Annotated in this window: 25 protein-coding genes and 1 other annotated feature; of the genes, 2 read left to right on the forward strand and 23 right to left on the reverse strand. The window is 35.9% G+C overall.

What is annotated here, in order from left to right; all coding sequences use genetic code 11:
* Positions 1-230: 230 nt before the first annotated feature.
* From V7014_RS08610 to V7014_RS08625, 4 genes are all read right to left on the reverse strand, one after another.
* Positions 231-362 (reverse strand): hypothetical protein, encoded by a 132-nt coding sequence (locus V7014_RS08610; RefSeq protein ID WP_335506174.1) that lies wholly within the window; start codon positions 360-362, stop codon positions 231-233.
* A 101-nt stretch (positions 363-463) separates the two neighbouring features.
* On the reverse strand, positions 464-709 hold the full coding sequence (locus V7014_RS08615) for a YrhC family protein (RefSeq protein WP_335506176.1): 246 nt from the start codon (positions 707-709) through the stop codon (positions 464-466).
* 107 nt (positions 710-816) lie between these two features.
* A complete protein-coding gene (gene mtnN, locus V7014_RS08620; RefSeq protein WP_335506178.1) occupies positions 817-1515 on the reverse strand; it encodes a 5'-methylthioadenosine/S-adenosylhomocysteine nucleosidase in 699 nt (232 codons plus the stop codon).
* Between the two features lie 18 nt (positions 1516-1533).
* Positions 1534-2175 (reverse strand): class I SAM-dependent methyltransferase, encoded by a 642-nt coding sequence (locus tag V7014_RS08625; RefSeq protein ID WP_335506180.1) that lies wholly within the window; start codon positions 2173-2175, stop codon positions 1534-1536.
* Between the two features lie 125 nt (positions 2176-2300).
* Between V7014_RS08625 and V7014_RS08630 the strand changes: the two genes are divergently transcribed.
* Complete coding sequence (locus V7014_RS08630) at positions 2301-2510, forward strand: YrzA family protein (protein ID WP_335506182.1); 210 nt, start codon at positions 2301-2303, stop codon at positions 2508-2510.
* 43 nt (positions 2511-2553) lie between these two features.
* On the opposite strand, the gene V7014_RS08635 is transcribed toward V7014_RS08630, so the two are convergent.
* The 17 genes from V7014_RS08635 to V7014_RS08715 all read right to left on the reverse strand — a co-directional run bounded on the left by V7014_RS08635 (position 2554) and on the right by V7014_RS08715 (position 18162).
* Positions 2554-3246, reverse strand: coding sequence for a YrrS family protein (locus V7014_RS08635; RefSeq protein WP_335506185.1), 693 nt, complete (start codon positions 3244-3246; stop codon positions 2554-2556).
* 93 nt (positions 3247-3339) lie between these two features.
* Entirely contained in the window at positions 3340-5109 is a 1770-nt protein-coding gene (locus V7014_RS08640) for a peptidoglycan D,D-transpeptidase FtsI family protein (protein WP_335506186.1), read from the reverse strand.
* Between the two features lie 51 nt (positions 5110-5160).
* Positions 5161-5637: a transcription elongation factor GreA gene (gene greA, locus V7014_RS08645; RefSeq protein WP_335506188.1), complete on the reverse strand. Its 477-nt coding sequence runs from the start codon at positions 5635-5637 to the stop codon at positions 5161-5163.
* 187 nt (positions 5638-5824) lie between these two features.
* Positions 5825-6460 carry a uridine kinase gene (gene udk, locus V7014_RS08650; RefSeq protein ID WP_335506189.1) on the reverse strand — a complete coding sequence of 212 codons (636 nt, stop codon included), beginning with the start codon at positions 6458-6460 and terminating at the stop codon, positions 5825-5827.
* Between the two features lie 3 nt (positions 6461-6463).
* Positions 6464-7732 (reverse strand): peptidase U32 family protein, encoded by a 1269-nt coding sequence (locus tag V7014_RS08655; protein WP_335506191.1) that lies wholly within the window; start codon positions 7730-7732, stop codon positions 6464-6466.
* A 31-nt stretch (positions 7733-7763) separates the two neighbouring features.
* A complete protein-coding gene (locus tag V7014_RS08660; protein ID WP_335506193.1) occupies positions 7764-8693 on the reverse strand; it encodes a peptidase U32 family protein in 930 nt (309 codons plus the stop codon).
* A gap of 74 nt (positions 8694-8767) precedes the next feature.
* A complete protein-coding gene (locus V7014_RS08665) occupies positions 8768-9412 on the reverse strand; it encodes an O-methyltransferase (protein WP_335506195.1) in 645 nt (214 codons plus the stop codon).
* Positions 9413-9616: 204 nt separating this feature from the next.
* Positions 9617-10747, reverse strand: a complete 1131-nt coding sequence (gene mltG / locus V7014_RS08670; protein ID WP_335506198.1) for an endolytic transglycosylase MltG — start codon at positions 10745-10747, stop codon at positions 9617-9619.
* A 264-nt stretch (positions 10748-11011) separates the two neighbouring features.
* A complete protein-coding gene (locus V7014_RS08675; RefSeq protein ID WP_335506200.1) occupies positions 11012-11668 on the reverse strand; it encodes an HAD family hydrolase in 657 nt (218 codons plus the stop codon).
* 188 nt (positions 11669-11856) lie between these two features.
* Positions 11857-12138 carry a DUF1292 domain-containing protein gene (locus tag V7014_RS08680; protein ID WP_335506203.1) on the reverse strand — a complete coding sequence of 94 codons (282 nt, stop codon included), beginning with the start codon at positions 12136-12138 and terminating at the stop codon, positions 11857-11859.
* Positions 12139-12152: 14 nt separating this feature from the next.
* Positions 12153-12572: a Holliday junction resolvase RuvX gene (ruvX, locus tag V7014_RS08685; RefSeq protein WP_335506205.1), complete on the reverse strand. Its 420-nt coding sequence runs from the start codon at positions 12570-12572 to the stop codon at positions 12153-12155.
* A gap of 2 nt (positions 12573-12574) precedes the next feature.
* Entirely contained in the window at positions 12575-12844 is a 270-nt protein-coding gene (locus tag V7014_RS08690; RefSeq protein WP_335506206.1) for an IreB family regulatory phosphoprotein, read from the reverse strand.
* An 84-nt stretch (positions 12845-12928) separates the two neighbouring features.
* Positions 12929-15562, reverse strand: a complete 2634-nt coding sequence (gene alaS, locus V7014_RS08695) for an alanine--tRNA ligase (RefSeq protein ID WP_335506208.1) — start codon at positions 15560-15562, stop codon at positions 12929-12931.
* Between the two features lie 223 nt (positions 15563-15785).
* Positions 15786-16021 (reverse strand) — a binding site (T-box leader).
* 64 nt (positions 16022-16085) lie between these two features.
* The gene (locus tag V7014_RS08700; protein ID WP_335506210.1) at positions 16086-17156 is read right to left on the reverse strand and encodes an AI-2E family transporter; all 1071 of its coding nucleotides are present in this window, start codon (positions 17154-17156) and stop codon (positions 16086-16088) included.
* 156 nt (positions 17157-17312) lie between these two features.
* Positions 17313-17444: a DUF3918 family protein gene (locus V7014_RS08705; RefSeq protein WP_335506211.1), complete on the reverse strand. Its 132-nt coding sequence runs from the start codon at positions 17442-17444 to the stop codon at positions 17313-17315.
* A gap of 18 nt (positions 17445-17462) precedes the next feature.
* Positions 17463-17651 carry a hypothetical protein gene (locus V7014_RS08710; protein ID WP_335506213.1) on the reverse strand — a complete coding sequence of 63 codons (189 nt, stop codon included), beginning with the start codon at positions 17649-17651 and terminating at the stop codon, positions 17463-17465.
* 13 nt (positions 17652-17664) lie between these two features.
* Positions 17665-18162 carry a PRC-barrel domain-containing protein gene (locus V7014_RS08715; RefSeq protein ID WP_335506215.1) on the reverse strand — a complete coding sequence of 166 codons (498 nt, stop codon included), beginning with the start codon at positions 18160-18162 and terminating at the stop codon, positions 17665-17667.
* 233 nt (positions 18163-18395) lie between these two features.
* On the opposite strand from V7014_RS08715, the gene V7014_RS08720 reads away from it, so the two are divergent.
* Complete coding sequence (locus tag V7014_RS08720; RefSeq protein WP_335506217.1) at positions 18396-19445, forward strand: Cj0069 family protein; 1050 nt, start codon at positions 18396-18398, stop codon at positions 19443-19445.
* A gap of 93 nt (positions 19446-19538) precedes the next feature.
* Here the strand turns inward: V7014_RS08720 and recD2 are convergent, their stop codons facing one another.
* Positions 19539-21956 carry an SF1B family DNA helicase RecD2 gene (gene recD2, locus V7014_RS08725; RefSeq protein WP_335506220.1) on the reverse strand — a complete coding sequence of 806 codons (2418 nt, stop codon included), beginning with the start codon at positions 21954-21956 and terminating at the stop codon, positions 19539-19541.
* 40 nt (positions 21957-21996) lie between these two features.
* Positions 21997-22448 (reverse strand): tetratricopeptide repeat protein (locus tag V7014_RS08730; RefSeq protein WP_335506218.1); only part of this gene is annotated, 452 nt, incomplete at its 5' end.

Genomic DNA, 22448 nt, shown 5'->3' on the forward strand with positions numbered 1-22448 from the left:
AATCTCCCACTTAAACTTCCTTGCTTTTAGTTTCGTTTTGAAGTAAGAGTCTTAGCGCTAGTTAGACATGGATAAATCGCATCAATCTATCCATGTGAGTCAAATCAACAAGGTAATAAACACCTAGCGTATTTTATGCTAGGTGTTTATTATTTCATAAAAAAACAGACTCTTATATGTCTTATAAAACAACAAGTAAGAATCTGTATTACTAATATAAATCTTTAATCTTAAGCATCTACTACACTAATTTCGGTTGCAATGATGATACCAATTACTGAAGTAATAATTAATGAACCAACAATCATTAACATATTGCATTCCTCCAATCTTCCATAAACATACTTTACCATATTATCCATAAATTACTTGGTGTGATTTATGAACAAATTAGTAAAATCCTTAAAAAACAAAAAAGCTCCAATCTTTTTAAAAAAGAGAGGAGCTAACTATAAATTAGTAATTATTCATCTGTCTTCATTGTTTTCTTCTTATATCGTATGGATAAAGTAAAGAAAAGGGCAGAACCACTCAACAGTAGTAATGTAAGCGCCACAATTACTCCTGGATGAATTGTACCTTCACTCATCGAAATGAACGTTCCGATGTATAAGAACACACTCAAACATAAAAGCGTAAAACCATAGTGCTTATAATCAACCATTTTCTCTCGATACACCACACCATTTTCTGACTGCTTCACACCCATCACCTACACTCTCCCGAAATATTCTGTTTCACTGTAACATAATTTTTCAATAGAATGCAGATGTAATAAATAGAAAAAAGCTACCCAAATATGGTAGCTTTTTTCTTTTATGCTTTTAATTCATCGATGAAGTTCATTACAAGTTGAGATGAATTGACTGCAGCTGTTTCTAGAAACTTATCGAATGAAATATTTGATTCTTTACCAGCAATATCCGAAAGAGCACGGATTACAACGAATGGAGTACCGAATTGATAAGCTACTTGCGCAATTGCAGCTGCCTCCATTTCTACTGCAATTAACTCTGTAAATTTCGTTCTTACAAATTCAACACGCACAGGATCATTCATAAATGAATCTCCAGTCGCAATCTGCCCTTTCGCTACTTGCATACCTTCAATGTTTTTAGCCGCTCTTTCTGCTACCTCGATCAGTTTCTCATCAGCTACAAATGTAGGAGGCATTTTTGGAACTTGACCATATGCATAACCAAAGATTGTTACATCCACATCATGGTGAACGACATCAGAAGAGATAACCACATCCCCCACTTCTAAAGAAGAAGCATATCCACCTGCAGAGCCTGTATTGATAACAGCTGTTGGCTGATATTTCTCTAAAAGAATAGCTGTAGACATCGCTGCATTTACTTTACCAATGCCTGATTTTAAAAGAACAACGTCTACGCCATTTAGTGTACCGACGTTAAATTCACAACCAGCGATTACTTCTTGTTGTACGTTCTCCATCTTTTCTCGTAATATTTGTACTTCCTCTTCCATTGCTCCAATGATTGCGATTTTCATCTAGTTAACACCCTTCTCTTATAATTTAATGGCTTCAATAATCCAAACAAAATCATTGCAACGTTTGAATGTAACTGAAAATCCATTGCTTTCAAATACACTTTGCAAATAAGGAATTGTTGTATAATACTCCGTTTGAAGGTCTTTAGCTAATTGATAGAAACCTTGTTTTTCAGCATCCTCAATAGCTTTACTATGAGCTTCTTTACTTTCATATATCGTATCTGCAAACACTATTTTACCATTTACACCTAGCAACTTACCATATTCTTTCACAGCGGAAGCTTTTTCTTTATCGGTTAGGTGGTGAAACGCATACGTGCTGACAATTGAATCAATATTTTCCAAGTTCGGGAACTGTAAGAAGTCTCCATCAACAAACAAAATGTGATCACTCTGTAATTTCTGTTGAGCGATTTCCCTCATAGGAATGGAAGGCTCAATGACAATAATTTTATGTCCTCTATCATGTAATTTCACCGTTAAATTACCAGTACCTGCACCGAACTCAAGAACATTGCCAACTGATGCCCTTGCTACTCTATCTAAGATTTCATCATAACCTCTAAATACTTCTTTATATTCTACATCTTTTCCAGAGACTGTTTGGTCGTAATCCTTTGCCCATTCTTCAAATATATGCAAAAATTCTCTACCCATAATCCCCACTCCATTCTTATTTTTCTTATTAACATACTATGAATTAAAATCATGTTTGCGCTAAGAAAAAAATTGATGAACGTGATATAATTTTTCTAGAAATATGATAGTGGAGGATACTTACAATGAACATTTCATTTGATTTGATAGAAGATAAAGTGGAATTCTTTGAAGCGACCAGTTTAAAAGATTTAGAAAAACAAATTCAAACTCAAATAGATCTTAATAAATCCATACTTCTATGCGTACATTCGGTATCGCATCAAATGTATGTAAGTGAAGATGGTCGAAGATTATATAGTGCCGTCGTTCATTTCAAAAATAAAAAAGCATAATTACTCTTTTTAATTGGAAGAAGTAATTATGCTTTTTCCTTATTTAACTTTTTAGTTTTTCAACTTTAGAAGGTTTCCATCCTTCACCGTCGACCCACTCAATATATACTTTATATTTCGCACTATGATCTTTCGGAGCAACAGTACCTACTGCTTTATCTGGAGCTCCTCCATTACCTAACCACAGTACAGTCATATCGCTTTCAGGAATACCAGAACCATAAGATAATGCTCTTTCCATCTCTTTCCAATCAACAGAAGTATCATCGTAAGTTGTCACGTGTTGTCCTTTTTGCTCTGTGCCTATAGGCTTCCAGTTCTCGTTTACACGCGTTTCTTCTACATTCGGATCGCTGCTTTCAACAATTTCATCGCCTTCTTCTGGCTTAATCTCTTCTTCTGTATTTTCATCTTCAGAATGTTCAGTATCGGCATCTTCATCTGTTGATTCATCATCTACATTTACGTCAGGATCTTCATTTGACTCATCTTCTGTTTTCTGATTTTTATCTTCTTCCACATTATCATTGTTTTTTTCTTCATGTGACGTTTTTTCATTTGGTGAAGCTGATTGTTCATCATCATTACCTAAGAAAATACTAGAACCAACGATAATAATCGCAATAATCACAACTGCAAGAAGAATATTATAAATATTATTTGCTTTTCTTTTTTTACCAACTTTTTCAGAACGAGAAGCTACTCTAGAGGGCTTATTATCTTTATTGTCTCTCATTCAAATCACCCCACTTTTTTATTCAACCCTTATTGTACCATGGCTTGTTTATTCTTTTGAAGTAAATATCCATATTCAAATAATTTAATTTCATCAAGGATTTTCTTTCTGCTCTATTTCAAGCATTTTTTGAATGTAATCTTTCACTACCTTTGTTGCGCTACCATTCGCTAAATTCTCGTCTGTATCAAGCTTAACTACAACAATAGCATATTTAGGTTGATCAGCAGGAAAATACCCTCCAAACCAGCTATTTACTTTACCCTTGTCTATATCTGTTTGAGCAGTACCTGTTTTACCTGCCACTTGAATCGGTAAATTACGCAATTGTAGGGCAGCCGTTCCTTTCTCATTTTGGACAACGCCTTTTAACAATTGTTGTAATCGTTTAGCAGTCGCTGGAGCAATGTTTTCTCCTTTAATGTCCAAATCTTCAAACTCAGCAGCTGTTGTACCATTTGCAAACTCAATCTTACTAACTGCTTTCACCATTTTCTTTTCACCATTTCGTGCAATAGTAGCCATCATATTCGCAACTGCTAATGGTGTGGCTTGCGCATCTTTCTGACCAATGGCTGTCTGCGATATGAAATTAACATCCTTCTTATTCGTTTCATCTAGCCATACTCGACCATCTTCTTCACGAAACAATTGCTTTATTGATGAGTGATATATCGGACCATTCCAACCAGATTCGCCGACTAGCTGTAATTTTTGCGCATACTCTTCTAGCAAATTAGGATCCTTCTTAGATAATCTAACCGCTAAGTCAGCAAAGGTTCGATTACAGCTTTGAGCAAAACTATCAGAGAAATTCAACATGCCAAGTGGTTCTGAACGTCTTCTATCAACTGTACCGTTAATAGTCATATTGCAATTGAATTGCTCATTCTCATCCACCATATTTTCTTCTAGTGCAGCAGCAGCAACAACTGTTTTAAAGACGGACCCAACCGCTGCTTGCGTAAACATTAAATTCTTAGCTCCATCTCCTTCGTTTGGATCTTTACCAACTTGTGGACGAGAAACAGAAGCAAGGATTTCACTCGATTGAATGTCTAAAAGAATAAGTCCACCTTTTTCGATTTTGTTACTATCTACTATTTCTTCTGAAGCACGCTGCAATTCAAGATTTAACGTCGTCTTCACTTTAACTGGATACAAAGGGTTCCCAGGCGCTAAATATTTCACATTGATACCAAACAGCGGCCCTCCCATTCCATCTACATGATAAACGAGCCTTGATTCACCTTCTGAAAGTAAAAACTCATCTAACGTTTGTTGCAAACCTTTGTCACCGATTTTGGTCTTTAACGAAAGTTTGCGATCACTATAACGCTTCTCTTTCAGCTCAGATGATTCATTTAAGCCTCCAATTAAATGTTCAGCCATCATTGTATCTGTTGGCATGTCCCGTACCGCAGCGAATATACCAGGCGTTTTCAACCCGTTAATATCATCCATTTGTTGATCAGTAAGAACAATTGGTTTATTTGCTACAGTAAATGTAAACGGCTCTTTTGCATTTTGTACAGCACTTTCCAATTCTGTTGGTGGGATATTTATGATGCTAGCTAACTCATCAACCGGCCATGTCATCTTTTTTAAAAAAGGAAACAAGATGAGTGTTTTAACTTCCTCATGATTCAATGGCGTATCAAAGCGATCATAGAACTTACCTCTACCATCATCCAACATTATACTTTGCACTCTTTGATTAACACTTTCCTCTATTAAATTCACATGATGTTTTGAAAATGATTCTGTGCTCACAAGCTGAATTTGTACAAGTCTTGCTATTAACAGACATAAAAAAATTAAAAACATACTAGCAATACCTATAGCACGCTTTTTCTTCAGCATATAAAAACACCTCGTCACTAGTTTCGACGAGGTGTTATCATTTAAAACCTATTATTTAATAGAAACGATACGAACGTTCATTTCACCTGCAGGTGTTTGAACTGTTACTTCATCACCAACAGCTTTACCAATCAAGCTTTTGGCGATAGGAGAATCATTTGAAATTTTACCTTCAAATGGATCTGCTTCAGCGCTACCTACAATTGTGTAAGTCTCTTCATCACCATCAGGAAGTTCTACGAATGTAACCGATTTTCCAAGTGCTACATTGTCAGAATCTAATTCACTCTCTTCAATGATTTTCGCATTACGAATCATATTTTCAATAGTAGTAATACGTCCTTCAACAAATGCTTGTTCTTCTTTTGCAGAATCATATTCTGAGTTCTCCGATAGATCCCCAAAACTACGTGCAATTTTAATACGCTCTACTACTTCTTTACGCTTAACTGTTTTTAAGTTTTCAAGCTCTTGTTCCAACTTTTGTTTACCTTCTTTTGTCATCGGGAAAACCTTTTCAATTGCCAAAACCATTCACTCCTTCTGCGGATTACAACGAGCCTGCTCGTTTTCTATACAATTATGTAAAAATACATAATTGCGCGTCCTTTTTAAAAAGGGCGCGCATTTTTTTACTATTGTTTAGAATGACACACAATAACTCAATTACCACAATCATCCTATAATTAATATATACATTATACAAGTCATGTTATTACAAAATTGTCTTTTGTTCAAGGATTGTTTTAATTTTTGTTACCATTAAATCAATCGCAACATGATTTTGTCCGCCTTCAGGGATAATAATGTCTGCATAATTCTTTGTTGGTTCGATAAATTGATTATGCATCGGACGTACAGCTGTTACATATTGATCAATAACTGATTCTAATGTACGACCTCTTTCTTGTATATCTCTGACTAAACGACGAAGAATGCGAATATCTGCATCAGTGTCTACAAATAGCTTCATGTCCATAAGATTACGAAGTCCTTCGTCTTCTAGAATAAGAATTCCTTCTAGAATGATAACATCCCTCGGCTCTACCTTAATGACTTCTTGCGAACGTGTATGAAGAGCATAATCATATACAGGCTTATCAATACTTTCATAATTTAAAAGTTGATTAATATGTTGTATTAACAATTCGTTATCGAATGCTAATGGGTGATCATAATTCGTCTGTAATCTTTCCTCAAAAGGTAAGTGACTTTGATCTTTATAATAATAATCTTGTTCTAACATTAAAATTGAACGGCCTGTAAAGCTTTCAATAATTGCTCTTGAAACACTTGTTTTTCCAGAGCCTGAACCTCCCGCAACTCCTATGACGATCGGCTTTTGTTTCATAAATTAGTTCTCCTTCCGCATCATGTTGAATGGATGAACTGGTGTCGTCATCTTAAATTTCACAATTTGTAGCGGATGACGTGCTGCATCAAGTTCATTTCCTTTTTCATCCCAGATTTTATCAATTTTGTAAGTGAAGTTATCAATTTCTGGTCCGAAAAATTCTACCTCATCACCCGGTTTGAAATAATTTCTTTGTTGTAAAGTAACCATTTCTGTTTCTTTGTCGTAATCAAGAACCATGCCTACGAACTCAAAAGTCGTCTTCTTGCTATGATTTCCAAACATCTGCTCCTTATACCCCGGCACCCCTTCAAAGAACGCTGGAGCAGTGTCACGATTAGCACATTTATCTAACTCTTCTAACCACTCTTGTTGTATGACAAAGTTTTCTGGATCAGCGCAATATGCATCAATCACTTTGCGGTACACACTTACAACTGTTGCAACATAATGAATAGACTTCATACGTCCTTCGACTTTTAAAGAGTCAATTCCCAGCTCAATCATTTGTGGAATGGATTCAACTAGCTTTAAATCTTTTGGACTCATTGCAAAATGTTCATCATCTTCACTGAACAGCGCTTTTTCACCCTCAGCCGTTTGTTCATATAAATCATAATCCCAACGACATGATTGGCAACAACCACCACGATTCGAATCGCGTGCTGTCATATGATTTGATAGTGTACATCTACCAGAGTAAGCAATGCACATTGCACCGTGGATAAATGTTTCAATTTCAATATCGATTCTTTCTTTCATTTCACGAATATCTTCAGCACTTGCTTCACGTGCTAATACGACACGATGCATCCCCGCTTCTTTCCAAAACTCTACAGCTTTCCAGTTAGAAAGTGACTGCTGAGTGCTTAAATGCACTTCTACTTTTGGTGCTACGCGACGACAAGTTTCAATAATTAACGGATCCGCTACAATAATTCCTGTAACGCCTGCCTCTTGAAGACCACGTAAATATTCTTCTAAGCCCTCCATATTTTCATTATGAGCGAATATATTAGTAGTTACGTATATTTTTGCTCCATATTGGTTAGCGAACTCTACGCCTTCTTTCATTTCTTCAAATGTAAAGTTACCAGCGTTAGAACGCAAACCATATTCTTGTCCACCAATGTATACAGCATCTGCCCCATACCGAACCGCAATTTTCAACTTTTCTAAGTTTCCTGCTGGAGCTAAAAGCTCAGGTTTCTTCACGATTACTCGTTTTCCATCGATAATCTTTGAAATTTTATTAGTAATAGCTTTCAAGGCTATTCCTCCATTTCATTTATTCATTTCATTAATAAACTGTTTCTTTAAAGAAAAATCCTGTATCTAACTTACGATTTACTGGTTGTAAGTTCTCTGCTTCTTCTAGAAGTTGATCCTTTATATCATCATAAGCATCAGTATCTTCTACACACGTATCAATCGCTTTTCTATATAGCTTTGTAATACTTACTAAATACGATTGATCTTTTAAAACCCCATCAATTTTGAAACTATCAATTCCTGCTTCAATCATTTCTTGAAGCTCATCAATAATACAAATATCATTTGGGCTCATAATATGAGTTCCATTAAAATCTTCAAAAATTGGATACTTATTTTTACGTTCAGGATCATGTAAGAACATATCCTTATTCTCTTGACGATTTTCGATAGCAAGAGCTTTCCCTTGATACTCAAAATAATTTCCAATTAATGTACGACGAGATTGGAACATACAAGTCATTCCATGAACTTGTACCTCTAACTCAACCTCAGCATGCTCTTTCATTTCAACAATAGCATCTATGTTAATTTCACGAGCTAGCACAGCGCGTTTAGCACCTTTGCTTCCCCAATAGTTGCATGTATACCAGTTTGTTGCTGTTGTTTCAGTATTCCAATGAAGCTTCATATCAGGAGCTACTTCTTTAGCAACCATTAGCACTGCTGGATCACCGAAAATAATAGCATCTGCTCCTGCTTCTTTCACAAAAGAAACATAGTCTGGTAACTCATCGACTAAATTGTTATGAAAAATTGCATTCATCGCCACATAAACTTTTTTACCGTGTTGATGAGCTAAATGAATAGTTTGTACTACATCTTCACGTGAAAACTCGCCAGCAAGGCGTAAAGCGAAACGCTGTTCACCTACTACAAAAGCATCTGCTCCTGCCTCAATTAAGGGTAAAATATCAGCAACACTAGTTGGGGTTACTAATAATTCTGGTGTTTTCATTTTATCCACCTCTTTGAAAATAAAATATATATGAAGAAGAACTTTAATAGCTCTTCTTAACCAACTAATACGAATTAAGCTTTTCTCTTAGAGATCGCCATACCATCACCGATAGGCAAAATAACCGTATGATAGTCAGGATGGCTCATTAACCAACTATTATAGTGTTTAATTTTACGAATTAATGCTCTTGCTCTACGATGTGAAATCGTTTCTTCAGGAACGATTACTTGTCCTTTATATAGCACATTATCAGAAATGATGATGCCACCTTCACGAAGTAGCGGTGAATATAATTCAAAGAATTTCACATATTGACCTTTAGCCGCATCGATAAAAATAACATCAAATGGACCATATGGCTCAGCAATCGGAGCAAGTTCCAATGCATCACCTTCTAGCAAAGTGATCACATCTTCCTTCCCTGCTTCGTTAATAAAAGCTCGAGCAGTTTTAATTCGTTCTGGATGTCTTTCTAATGTCACAATTGTAGCATTTGGAAGGGCATCTGACATTCTTAACGAAGAGTATCCAATCGCACTACCGATTTCTAGTATAGTAGATGGATTATGGATTCTAAACAATTGCAACAGTGCTTCCATACCAATCAAATCCATAATAGGTACGTGATGTTCCTCAGCATATTGCTCCATCTTAGTAAACAATTCATTTCTAGAAGGTGTGAGATTAACAAGATACTCATTTATGGTTGTACTCATCATAACAGCTCCTTCCTGTTGTTGATTTTCGTATATAGTTTAAGCCTCGTCATTCATCGTTATTTGTTGCAAGCAAAAAAGCTTAATAACCAAGAAAAAACTCGGCATATGCCGAGGAAAAGTTATAAACTATCTTATAAAAGACAAACTTTTATTATTGTATCACAATCGTACTACAAAAGTGAAATAGACATTATATTCACTTTAATTTTTGCCGTTAATATGCTCTTCTTTTAATTTCTTATGCTCGTCAAATGTTTTAGCATAGAAGACTTCACCTTTTTTATTCGCTAAGAAATATAAGTAATCCGTTTCAGCAGGTTCTAAAGCTGCTTGAATGGATGTTTCACCAGCATTGGCAATTGGACCAGGTGTTAAACCTTTAACAACATACGTATTATATGGATCTTTTACTTTCAAATCTTCATATAGCACACGATCTTTATGATCTCCTAATGCATACAGAACAGTTGGGTCGGTCTGTAACGGCATTCCGATTTCCATTCGATTATAGAAAACGGAAGAAATCTTATTACGATCTGTATTAGCTGTCGCTTCTTCTTCTATTAATGAAGCTAATGTTAGAAGTTTATGAGGTGTCATCTTCTTCGCTTGCATTTGATCGTAATATTTTTCTAAAACAGAATTTGTTTTATTAATCATATCCGTTACAATCTTTTCAGTTGTAGGTTTCTCTTCAAAATACTCATATGTTGCAGGATATAAATATCCCTCTAACGGATATTTTATATTTTTGCCCCAAATTTCATTAGTAAGAAGGTCAGGGAATTTTGCCTGCATTTTCTTAATGAACTCTTTATTATTTAATTCATTAAAGACTGCTTTTTCATCTTGTTTTGTATTATCTCCAATAATTTTGGCAATTTCCTTCAATTGCGTTCCTTCTGGAATCATTATTTTAAAAGCTGCTTCATGCACAAGCGTTCCTGATTGTATAGTTTTGATAATCTCATCAAACGTCATTGATTGAGATAATTCATATTTTCCAGCTTGGAAATCAGATTCATTTTTAAATTTAATATAATACTTAAAGACGAGCGCGTCCTTAATAATTTCATTATCCTCAAGAATTTGAGAAATAGTTGATGTCGATGAGCCAATTGGAATTTCTACTTGCTTTAACGTCTTATTATCAGCATCTACAGGCTTTAATGCAGAGTTAATATAGAAGAAAACACCCATTCCGATAATCAATATAAGAACTAAAATTGAGATTGCAGCAATCATTACTATTTTTCTCACTGTTTTCGCCTCATCCTGCCTTTCAACAAGTTTTTGTATCATTATTTCTTTTTTTGAATGCTTATCATCCATTAACGTTCCCCCTAGAATACAAAGGCTTAAGTCTCTCTTTTATGTATTATTTTCGATTAGACTCCCTTTGTTCCAATCACTTCAACATTATACTAAAAATCATACAAAATTACACAGGATTCAACATTTTTTTCAACTCATTTAAGCTATACATAGAAAAACGTTATAAGAAAAGCAAAAGCACCCGCTTAGCTCCCTCTCTTATCTTTTTCAAAAAAAGAATCATCAAAATCATTTGATGATTCTTCCTCATTATATTTCACGTTATAAACCCTGATTTTTGATCAAAGTGATCACATCATGTAAGGTCTCTACTTGATGAGTCACTCCCTTTAATACGTCAGAACATGGGGTAATTAAATCTTTCACAAATACCGTTGAAATTCCTGCTGCTTGTGCAGCCCGTAAACCATTCTCGCTATCTTCTAAAACAATTGCCTCTGATGCTTGCACATGTAATTTCGATAGGGCATGTTCATAAATCTCTGGGTGAGGCTTCGAATGTTCCACTTCATTACCGCAAACCGTAATAGTAAAGAAATCTAGCACACCAGCTCTCTTTAACATAAATTCTGCTTCTTCTCGATATGTTGACGTAGCTAAACCAACTGAAATATTTTCTTGTTTAAGCAATGTTAACAATTCTACCAAGCCTGGTTTCTTAGGAACCTCAAAATCATCGTAATACTTCATCGTCTTTTTATGCTTCTTAAGCATAAACTCATCAAAAGGAAATGCTTCATCATACATTTTACAATATTCTTTTCGAGCTAACTCTCGATTCATACCTATTATGCTTTTATTTAAATTCTCATCAAATTTGTAAGGATAATCATTCATTACTTCTTCAATAATTCGTAAACCTAACGATTCACTGTCAAACATTAATCCATCCATATCAAAAATGACTGCCTTAATCATAGAATTACCCTCCTTAAAATAATTACTGCATCTCCATGTATGTATATATAAATTGTATGAAACCATCCATAATCTTTCAATGGTAACTAATTAGAAAAAACATCACCTTTTTGACTTGTGAGTGAAGTAGTCAAGACCACCGAAAAAAACCCTTACTCTAAATTTGAGCAAGGGTTTTCTTTTTTATCTTATTCTTCGTCTTGTTCCTCAGCAAATGTATTGAACATCTCTTCTACAAGATCCCATTCTTCTTCTGTTTCGATTGCCATTAAATCTCCGCTAGCACCATCTTCTCCTTCAAGAAAAGAAGCAGCATGAACTGTAACATTCCCATCTTCATCTTCATCTTGACCTATTGGAGCATATACTACATAGCTTTTGTTAAATTCGTCTGATGAGAATGTAAAAAGAATTTGACAAAGTTGTTCATTACCATTTTCATCTACGATTGTAATTTGTTCTTGATCCATTATGTGCACCTCTATTAGTTATTTTTACTATTCAAATATCCTTGTAAAATCATGATTGCTGCCATTTTATCGATTACTTTCTTCCGCTTACCACGGCTAACATCTGCTTCTAGTAACACTCTTTCAGCAGCCATCGTTGTTAGGCGTTCATCCCACAATATTACAGGAAGTTGAAATTTCTTTTCAATGGTTTTTGCAAACTCTTGACAGATTTCTCCGCGCGGTCCAATTGTACCATTCATGTTTTTAGGTAGTCCTACTACTACCTGTGTTACTTCATACTCTTTGATTAGTTCCTTCAATCGTTTATAGCCGAAATCCTGAACTTGTTCATTTATTTTAATTGTTTCGATGCCTTGAGCTGTCCAGCCCATAGCATCGCTTATAGCAACTCCAATTGTTTTAGAGCCAACGTCCAAACCCATACTACGCATTATTATTTGTCACCACGATTATGCTTTAAATAAGATTTCACTAACTCTTCAATAATCTCATCTCTTTCAAGCTTTCGGATAATGTTTCTGGCGTCCTGATGTCTTGGGATATAGGCTGGATCACCGGATAATAAGTAACCAACTATCTGATTTATAGGATTATAACCTTTCTCTTGTAGAGCACTATACACTTGCATCAAAACTTCTTGAACATCTCTTTCAAATGGTTCTTCTTGAAAATGAAATTGCATCGTCTTGTCAATGGAACTCATTTGGACACCTCGCTTCTATCGAGCCCGCCTATAAAAAAGGCTCATAAGATTATTAAATTTATTGTACACCAATAAATTGCTTATTTAAATTGATTTTACCCATTCTTCTACAAATTTAAGCGCAGAATCTACTTCATTTGGGTTTTTACCACCAGCTTGTGCCATATCTGGACGGCCACCACCACCGCCGCCACAGCGAGTAGCTACTTCTTTAATCAATTTACCAGCATGGTAACCTTGTGGAATTAAATCACTTGTCACTGCTGCAATAATATTTACTTTATCACCTTGAACAGATGTTAACACAATTACACCAGACTCGACTTTTTGCTTAAGCTCATCTGCCATTGTACGTAAGTTGTTCATATCAGTAGCTTGTACTTTTGCTGCTAAAACATTCACACCGTTAATTTGTTGTACAGAGGAAATTAAGTTACCTGCTTCAATGTTACCTAGCTTCGTTTTTAATGATTCATTTTCACGATGAGCTTCTTTCAGCTCTACTAATAATGATTCAACACGAGATGGAACATCTTTCATATTCGTTTTTAATTCTGCAGCTGCTTCTTTTAAAATATTGATTTGATCATTCATTTGCTTATATGCTGCAGCACCTGTTACTGCTTCGATACGACGAGTTCCTGCTCCGATTCCACTTTCAGAAACAATTTTGAACACGCCAATTGTAGCTGTGTTATCAACATGGCAACCACCACATAACTCAATACTATAATCAGATACTTGAACAACGCGCACTACATCGCCATATTTTTCACCGAATAGTGCCATTGCACCCATCGCTTTTGCTTCATCAATTTTTTTGCTTTCAATTACAACCGGAATGCTTTCCCAAATCTTTTCGTTTACGATTTGCTCGATTTTCTCTAGTTCTTCTGGTAGAACTTGTCCAAAGTGAGAGAAGTCGAAACGCAGACGGTCTTTTTGTACTAGAGAACCTGCTTGGTTTACGTGTACACCTAAAACATCTTTTAGCGCTTGGTGTAGAAGGTGAGTAGCAGTATGGTTTTTGGTGATTTGGCTACGATTATCGTTGTTTACAATCGATACCACAAGTGAACCTTCTTTTAAAGTTCCGCTTTCCACTTTTACTCTATGAAGATTTTGTCCATTAGGTGCTTTTTGAACATCCAGTACAGCAGCTTTCACATCTTCGCTTGTCATGAATCCTTGGTCCGCGATTTGCCCGCCACTCTCTGCATAGAATGGTGTTTCACTTAAAATTATTTGAATTTCTTCACCTTCATGAGCTTCAGCAACTTTTTCACCATCTTTTACGATCGCAATGATTGTACCTTCAGCTTCTAATTCTGTGTATCCAACAAATTTGCTTTCATCTTTAATTTCTCCAAGTACACCGCCTTGTACTTGCATAGAATCTACATCTTGACGAGCTGCACGAGCACGTTCACGTTGCTCTTCCATTTCCTTTTCAAAGCCTGCATGGTCAACTTTCATGCCTTCTTCTTCCGCGTATTCTTCCGTTAGTTCCACCGGGAAACCGTACGTATCATATAAACGGAAAACATCTTTACCGGAAATTGTGTTACTACCTTTAGCTTTTTCTTTCTTAATAACATCACTTAAGATTTGTAAGCCGTCATGCAATGTTTCATGGAATCTTTCTTCTTCGTTTTTCACTACTTTAGCAATGAATTCTTTCTTCTCTAATACTTCTGGATAGAAATCTTTCATGATTTCTCCAACTACAGGAACTAATTCAAACATAAATGGTTTGTGTATACCAATTTGTTTCGCATAGCGTACCGCTCGACGTAATAGACGACGTAATACATATCCACGACCTTCATTTGATGGAAGAGCTCCATCACCAACTGCAAATGTTACTGTACGAATATGGTCAGCAATTACTTTGAAAGCTGTGTCTACTTCATTATTCTCACGATATTTCGCACCTGAAATTTCTTCAGTTGCACGAATAATTGGCATGAAAAGGTCTGTATCAAAGTTTGTAGGTACATCTTGAACAACAGATGCCATACGCTCTAGCCCCATACCTGTATCTATGTTTTTCTTAGGTAGCGGTGTATATGTTCCATCTGGATTGTGGTTGAATTGTGAGAATACTAAGTTCCAAACTTCTAAATGACGCTCGTTTTCTCCACCAGGATATAATTCCGGATCATTAGGGTCATCTCCATATTCAGGTCCACGATCGTAGAAAATTTCTGTATTCGGACCACTTGGACCTTCACCGATATCCCAGAAGTTTTCTTCTAGTCGAATAATTCTTTCTTCAGGAATACCAACTTTTTTATTCCAAATTTCAAAAGCTTCATCATCTTCAGGGTGAATCGTTACAGCTAATTTTTCTGGATCAAAACCAATCCATTTTTCATCTGTAAGGAATTCCCAAGCCCAAAGAATAGCTTCTTCTTTAAAATAATCACCAATCGAGAAGTTACCAAGCATTTCAAAGAATGTATGATGCCTTGCCGTTTTACCAACATTTTCAATATCATTTGTACGGATTGATTTTTGAGCGTTTGTAATACGAGGATTTGCAGGAATTACACGACCATCGAAATACTTTTTCAATGTTGCTACACCTGAGTTAATCCATAGCAACGTAGGATCTTCATGTGGTACAAGCGAAGCACTTGGCTCAACACTATGACCTTTTTCTTTAAAGAAATCTAAATACATTTGGCGAATTTGAGCACCTGTTAATTGTTTCATCTAAAGTTTCCTCCTTATTAGAAAAGCGCAAGCACCCGTTTAGCTCCGTATGGACTGGAACCCATCGACTAAGATAAAGGAAACACGAAAAGCAGCTTTTCGATGTTGACTTATCGGTAGGGAGGTTGGTGAAGTCCACTAGGAGCTGGGGGCTGGAGCTAGAACACTAAACAAAATTAAATACTTTCTAATTCTTTTATAAACAAAAAAAACCCTCATCCCAAGAAGGGACGAGAGTAACTCGCGGTACCACCCTAATTATGAACAAATAACACTCCAGTATTTGCTCATCACTTTAGACGCTTTAACGCAGCGAACGGTAGGGATTAGCTACACTCCAGACTAGCTTTCTGTTATCCTTCATCTAGAATTTCTTTCAGCCTTAGGAAATTCCTCTCTTTCGCACGAAGTTCACGCTTAAGATGGTCTATAACATACTTGGTCTTTCATCGTTTTTTACAAATTCATCTATATTGGATTATAGGGACAACTTTACAATTTGTCAAACGTGTTACTACTATATTTATCGGCTATGCCTTTCTTTCATAAAATGTACTTTTGCATGCATAATTGCCACCTTTAAAATAGCTAACAATGGAACAGCAATTATCATGCCAATGATTCCGCTCACTTCACCACCAATAAACAAACTCAACATAATGAGCAGCGGATGCATATGTAAGCTTTTCCCTACAATGAGAGGGGAAAGAATATTTCCTTCTACAAACTGCAAACCAAATATAATAATAGCAACCCAAATGACATCGTTAGGGTTTGTCGCAGCAGCAATAATAACAGCTGGAATAGCACCTATTATCGGGCCAAAATACGGGATCACATTTGTAATTCCAATAATGATACCCAGCAATAATGAATATTTTACTTTAATCACCCATAATAAGAGGGCTGAAATAGCTCCAATGATTACACAAACAATGATTTGACCACGAATATAATTACCTAACGATTGTTCGACATCTAGTATAAATGCTTTGCTCTGTTTACGTATTTTCGCGGGTGTGATATACCAAGCCGCTCGTTTCATTGTTTCCCAATCTTTCAAGAAATAAAACGCTATTAAAGGCACAATAGCAAAAACAATTACATAATCAAACAATTTTACTATATAATTCATCATATTAGCTAACAACACTTCCACCTTTTTCTCAAAAAAAAGAATCCCTTCTTGTATGCGGTCTTTATAATCAACTGGCCAATTCGAAGTTTTTTGATTAATCGAATCCAAAAGTGCTGTATACTGCTCTGCAAAATAAGGTGTACTTTTCATTAGATCATCTAATTCACGAATGATCACAGGCATTCCTTTATATATAGCAAAGCCTAGACCTCCAAAAAACAGAAAATAGATAAGCAAAATACTGATACTACGAGGACACCCTCTACTACGCAGCTTTTCTACTACAGGATGTAATAAATAAGTAATAAAGGCAGCCACTACAAATGGGAATAAAGAGATACCAATTATATTTAATATAGGAAGCCAAATCGGTTTTAATTTAAAAAACAAGAAAATAACAATAAACAATAGTAATAAAAAACCAAGTCTGTAAAACCATTGCATACTTAACTTCATACATCTAGCCTCCTTTCCAATATGTTTTGTAAGAAGGAGATTTTCATACAAAGAAATACGAAAGTAAAACCAATCCTCAAGAAAAAAGGCGACCATCAAAAGTACTGAATACTTTTTAGGTCACCTTTTTCCCAGTCAATTCATTTTAAAAATGGATTAGAAAAGCGATTTTACTTTTCTTTTCATTTTTTTCATTGACTTTCTTGAAAAGTTTTTCGAGTTGAAATAGGAAGCAGCTACCATTCCTGCCCCAAAACCCATCATTGAAGAAACTGACATTCTTCTCATGCAATACACCTCTTCCATTTACATGGTGAATCGGCGATCGTCTTCAGAAAATAAATCATCTAAAGAACTAAGACTACCATCCTCTTCAACTTGATGTGTATGAATAATTCCGTTAGCAACTGACAGCTCTATTAAACAATTCCAGCAATAATATTGGCTTACACCAATCTTGCCGATATCTTTACTTCCACAATTAGGACACTTCATGAGTACTAACTCCTCAATACATTTTTGGAGAAATCTCTATAGTATCTCCCTCTAATGAAGGAGGTTTCCTCGTATGCACTGTTTTTTTACCTTCGGTTATGTCTGAGAAAAAACCATTGGAAATTTCATATGCTATGATTGTGCCCTTTTGCTCAGAAAAATATACATCATCTAATAGCCCTATCTCTTCTCCTTGATCGGTAATAATCATTTTATTAGCTATAGCTCGCTGATGCTGAAGAGTATACACCCTGTTGTGATTCAAGGTAGAAGGTTTAGGAGTTTGCCTTACAATTATGCCTTCAGAATTAAACGCTACAACATCTTGTAAAGAGAGTAAACATGTTTTCTTGAAAAGCGTTTTCCTGTTCATGAGTAACCCCATAACAGAGCCTTCATCGGAAATAGCTAAGTCACAAACACGACCATACATTTTTCCTGTTTCATCATAAACAGGCAACCCCTTCAGTAATGAGAACGTTCGCAAAGTACACCCCGCCTTTCCGAACATTAATAGTATGTTTCGACATCGTTCATTTCATGATTGTAAGTTTTACAAAATCCCCTAATCATTTCCATCCATTGAAATTTAGCTATACAAAACAACATACTAGACGGACAATCCCACACAACAACTAATTTTACAAAAAATACATAAAATTTACATTTATTAGGTATATTTCACTATTAAACCGAGCTATTATATGAGTGTAAAGTATATTTATTGCCCAAGGGGGACCTTTAATGAAAAAAAATATAGTTTTTTTCGAAGTACAAGGTGGTAGTGATAAAGGGCCAGACGGATATCGTAGAGATACAATGCCAATGGTTAATGCATTGAAAGAACGTGGCTGGAAAGCAGAAGTAATCTTCTTCGAGTTAGAGAAGAAAGATGAAATATATAAATACGTTAAGGAGAATGCATGCGCATATGTATCGCGAATTAATCCAGGTAATTTAAAGGGAGAATCAGAATACTTCGCTATTCTTCGACAACTATGTGAGGATGGAATTATTGGTATGCCTCACCCAGATGCAATGATTGGCTATGGAGCGAAAGATGCACTTGCGAAATTGACGGATTTACGTTTGGTTCCTACAGATACGTATGCATATTACACACAGGAATCATTTAAAGAATCGTTTCCGAAATCACTAGCTTTAAATGAACGTGTATTAAAACAAAATCGCGGATCAACTGGTAAAGGTATTTGGAGAGTACAAGTAATCGACGAATTACCTGATGGTTCTGTAGAAGTTCCCCTTAGAGCAAAAATTAAATGTACTGAAGCAAAAGATAATCACGTAGAAATATGGGAATTAGGTCCATTCATCGATTTCTGTGAACAATATATTGTTGGGGAGAACGGTATGTTAATCGATATGGTATTCCTACCGCGAATTAAAGAAGGCGAAATCCGCTTGTTCATGCTCCACAACAAACCGATCAATATCGTGCATAAAAAACCTGCAGATAATGAAGATGCATTTAGTGCAACATTATTCTCTGGTGCACAATATCGATATGATTCACCTGAAGAATGGAAAGACCTTGTTGATGGATTCTTAACTCAACTTCCAGATATCACTTCACGTTTAGGCAACTATGACCTCCCGCTTATTTGGACAGCTGATTTCATTTTAGATTATGACGAGAACGGCAATGATACGTATATTCTTGGCGAAATGAATTGTTCTTGTGTTGGCTTTACGTCACAACTAGAGCTGGCAAACAATATTGCAGATGAAATCATTGAAATTATTGAAGCAAAAATAGGTGCACAATTCATTTAATTTACACTTTAAAATCTCTTCACTTGAACTCCATGCCTTTTTCTGGAGTTTCTTTTATTTTTCAGCAAAAAAAAGCAAAATAAGCTGTAACGCTTACTTCGCTTTCCTTTCTATAAAATCATACGGTGTTAATTGTCCCATACCAATCATCGGATCTGTATTTAATAAATCTCGTACATATTCTTCCGGACTGATCGTACCTTCTTCTCTGACGACATTAGGAACCGCAGTTACATTAGGCTCCATTGAGAATGCTTGATTTAATTTCTCTATTAATGTTGTATTCCGTTCATGGTCTTGTATTCTTTCCACGCCCATACGTAATGCTTCTTCTTCACCACATAGAATAAGAAATTGTTTACTTCTCGTAATGCCAGTGTAAATTAACTTCCTTCTGAGCATTCGATAATAGCTCTTCACGACAGGCATAATAACAATAGGAAACTCGCTTCCTTGTGACTTATGAATCGAACAACAATATGCATGTGTAATTTGTGTTAAATCTTGTTTTGTATACGCTACTTCGATCCCATCATATGATATATAAAGCATATCTTGTTTTTCTGTATTTTCCTTCGCATATGAAATGGAAATAATCTCACCCATATCTCCGTTAAATACATTGCTTTCTGGCTGATTGACAAGCTGCAATACTTTATCTCCAATTCGATAAACACTATCTCCAAACGCAAGTTCTCTTCTTTGTCCATCACTATTAGGATTAAATATTTCTTGTAATAACTTATTGAGTGCATCTATGCCAGCCGGACCTCGATACATCGGTGCCAGCACTTGAATATCCTTCGAAGTGTAGCCTTTCTTCTTAGCGTTTGCTACCACTTTTTCCACTACTTGAGCGATTTGTGACGTTGCACAAGGAAAGAACGAGCGATCTTTTTGCTGTGCTGTAATATTTGCTGGTAGCCGTCCTTTTTTCATTTCATGCGCTAACTCGATAATGGAAGAACCATCTGCTTGGCGGTATATACTTTCAAGCTTTATAATCGGTATACATTCCGATTCCAATAAATCTTTCAAAACTTGTCCTGGTCCTACAGATGGTAGCTGATCTTCATCACCAACAAATATGACCTGAACAGTATCAGGTAAGGCCTTCAACAATTGCTGAGCAAGCCACGTATCAACCATTGACATTTCATCAATAATGACAATTCTACCTTCAATTGGATTCTCCTCATCAAAACTAAACCCTTCGCTACCATTCCAACCTAATAAACGATGGATGGTTACTGCTGGAAGACCTGTTGATTCAGCCATGCGCTTTGCCGCTCTTCCTGTCGGTGCTGCCAATACAAACGGAAATGGATCTTTATCTTTATACGCATGTCTATCCATTGACACGCCATGAAGTTCACTATAAAGCTCAACAATCCCTTTAATAACCGTAGTTTTCCCGGTTCCAGGACCACCTGTTAAAATCATCATCGGTGACATTAAAGCCGTTTGAATGCCTTCTTTTTGGGCAGGTGCATATTCTACTTGCAGCCTTTCCTCTAACTTTCCAAGTGCTAATAAAAATTCCGATTCTGGAAAAGCATCACTATACTCTGTTTGTGACATAATTCGTTTAATATTCGTTGCAATACCTTTTTCGGAGAAATATAGTGAAGGAGAATAAACGTGCATATCCTCAATAATAATTTTTCCTTCTTCAGCAAGCGCTGTTATACCTGACGATATCGATTGAAGCTCAATCATATCGCGTTTATTGCCTTCTAATAGTGTCTGAACACTTTGTAAAAGCTGTTCCGCTTCTATATATACATGACCTTCTTGTAAACATTCGGTTTCCAATGTATACAAAATGCCTGCTTTAATTCGATCGCCGTGACTACCGCTTATTCCAAGATGAAAACCTAGCTCATCGGCTCTTCCAAAACCAATTCCCTCAATGTCTTCAACTAACTTATAAGGATTGGTTTGGATTATTCTCAATGTTTCCTGCTTGTACACTTGATAAATTTTCATCGATAGCTGAGGTCCAAATCCATATTGATTAAGAGCAATCATCACTTGTTCTAAACCTTGATGCTCAATAAGCGTGTCGTACAAACTTTTTGCTTTATCAAGAGATAATCTTGGCACAGAATCTAACAAAGAAGGATCTGCTAGAATTTTTGAAATGGCATTATCGCCAATAAAATCAACAATATTTTCAGCTGTCTTTTTACCGATTCCTTGAAAGAGTGCACTGGATAAGTAGTTAATCACACCTTCCTTTGATTGCGGCATATCCTTTTGAAAATGATCGACAGAAAATTGAACACCGAATTTAGGATGTTCTTTCAACTTTCCATAGAAAATATATGTTTCATGCTCATAAATAGGAGGAAAATAGCCGACAATCACTACTTCTTTCTCATCATAAACGGCATTTGTTTCATCGACACGGATCCGCACAACAGAGTATAAATTTTGCTCATTATGAAAAATCGTAACGATATGACGTCCTTTCATAAATATCTTCGTTGGTTCTTCAAATAAGTTCATTTCATCCTGTTGCACAACCTTCCCTCCTTCTCATTATTATTTATTCTGCTAACACTTGCTCCATAATCTTCTTACCATTCGCTGCAAGCATATGATCACTTTGTGCTTCAAGCGCTTTTGTAAAACACTCTAGCGCTTTCTCTGCATCTTCAAGATGACCAGCGTAGGCTACACCTAAATTATATAGAGCATCTGCATGCTTAGGATCTCGCTCTAAAACTTCTTCTAATACTTTAATAAGCTCTTCATATAACTCTGCATTCGCCAAACATAGCGCATATTGAAAACGAGCATCGTTATCTTCTGGATTTAACTCCACACTACGTTGGATATATGGCATAGCAAGCTTTGGTTGATCCAACTGTTGCAAAGTCATCCCCAACATGAAATAACAATCACTATTGTGTAAACCTACTTTAATCGCTTTCTCAAACTGATCTTTCGCTGCCATCAATTTATCGTTATCATAATATAAATTCCCTAATGCATAGT

This window comes from Bacillus sp. JJ722, from assembly GCF_036963345.1.
In the GTDB taxonomy this organism is placed as follows: domain Bacteria; phylum Bacillota; class Bacilli; order Bacillales; family DSM-1321; genus Bacillus_AD.

Excerpts from the sequence above, each read along its gene's own strand:
- V7014_RS08610 (WP_335506174.1), bottom strand. The coding sequence starts at position 362 with ATGGATAATATGGTAAAGTATGTTTATGGAAGATTGGAGGAATGCAAT.
- V7014_RS08615 (WP_335506176.1), bottom strand. The coding sequence starts at position 709 with ATGGGTGTGAAGCAGTCAGAAAATGGTGTGGTGTATCGAGAGAAAATG.
- mtnN (WP_335506178.1), bottom strand. The coding sequence starts at position 1,515 with ATGAAAATCGCAATCATTGGAGCAATGGAAGAGGAAGTACAAATATTA.
- V7014_RS08625 (WP_335506180.1), bottom strand. The coding sequence starts at position 2,175 with ATGGGTAGAGAATTTTTGCATATATTTGAAGAATGGGCAAAGGATTAC.
- V7014_RS08630 (WP_335506182.1), top strand. The coding sequence starts at position 2,301 with ATGAACATTTCATTTGATTTGATAGAAGATAAAGTGGAATTCTTTGAA.
- V7014_RS08635 (WP_335506185.1), bottom strand. The coding sequence starts at position 3,246 with ATGAGAGACAATAAAGATAATAAGCCCTCTAGAGTAGCTTCTCGTTCT.
- V7014_RS08640 (WP_335506186.1), bottom strand. The coding sequence starts at position 5,109 with ATGCTGAAGAAAAAGCGTGCTATAGGTATTGCTAGTATGTTTTTAATT.
- udk (WP_335506189.1), bottom strand. The coding sequence starts at position 6,460 with ATGAAACAAAAGCCGATCGTCATAGGAGTTGCGGGAGGTTCAGGCTCT.
- V7014_RS08660 (WP_335506193.1), bottom strand. The coding sequence starts at position 8,693 with ATGAAAACACCAGAATTATTAGTAACCCCAACTAGTGTTGCTGATATT.
- V7014_RS08665 (WP_335506195.1), bottom strand. The coding sequence starts at position 9,412 with ATGAGTACAACCATAAATGAGTATCTTGTTAATCTCACACCTTCTAGA.
- mltG (WP_335506198.1), bottom strand. The coding sequence starts at position 10,747 with ATGGATGATAAGCATTCAAAAAAAGAAATAATGATACAAAAACTTGTT.
- V7014_RS08675 (WP_335506200.1), bottom strand. The coding sequence starts at position 11,668 with ATGATTAAGGCAGTCATTTTTGATATGGATGGATTAATGTTTGACAGT.
- V7014_RS08680 (WP_335506203.1), bottom strand. The coding sequence starts at position 12,138 with ATGGATCAAGAACAAATTACAATCGTAGATGAAAATGGTAATGAACAA.
- ruvX (WP_335506205.1), bottom strand. The coding sequence starts at position 12,572 with ATGCGTAGTATGGGTTTGGACGTTGGCTCTAAAACAATTGGAGTTGCT.
- V7014_RS08690 (WP_335506206.1), bottom strand. The coding sequence starts at position 12,844 with ATGAGTTCCATTGACAAGACGATGCAATTTCATTTTCAAGAAGAACCA.
- alaS (WP_335506208.1), bottom strand. The coding sequence starts at position 15,562 with ATGAAACAATTAACAGGTGCTCAAATTCGCCAAATGTATTTAGATTTC.
- V7014_RS08700 (WP_335506210.1), bottom strand. The coding sequence starts at position 17,156 with ATGAAGTTAAGTATGCAATGGTTTTACAGACTTGGTTTTTTATTACTA.
- V7014_RS08705 (WP_335506211.1), bottom strand. The coding sequence starts at position 17,444 with ATGAGAAGAATGTCAGTTTCTTCAATGATGGGTTTTGGGGCAGGAATG.
- V7014_RS08710 (WP_335506213.1), bottom strand. The coding sequence starts at position 17,651 with ATGAAGTGTCCTAATTGTGGAAGTAAAGATATCGGCAAGATTGGTGTA.
- V7014_RS08715 (WP_335506215.1), bottom strand. The coding sequence starts at position 18,162 with ATGTTCGGAAAGGCGGGGTGTACTTTGCGAACGTTCTCATTACTGAAG.
- V7014_RS08720 (WP_335506217.1), top strand. The coding sequence starts at position 18,396 with ATGAAAAAAAATATAGTTTTTTTCGAAGTACAAGGTGGTAGTGATAAA.
- recD2 (WP_335506220.1), bottom strand. The coding sequence starts at position 21,956 with ATGAACTTATTTGAAGAACCAACGAAGATATTTATGAAAGGACGTCAT.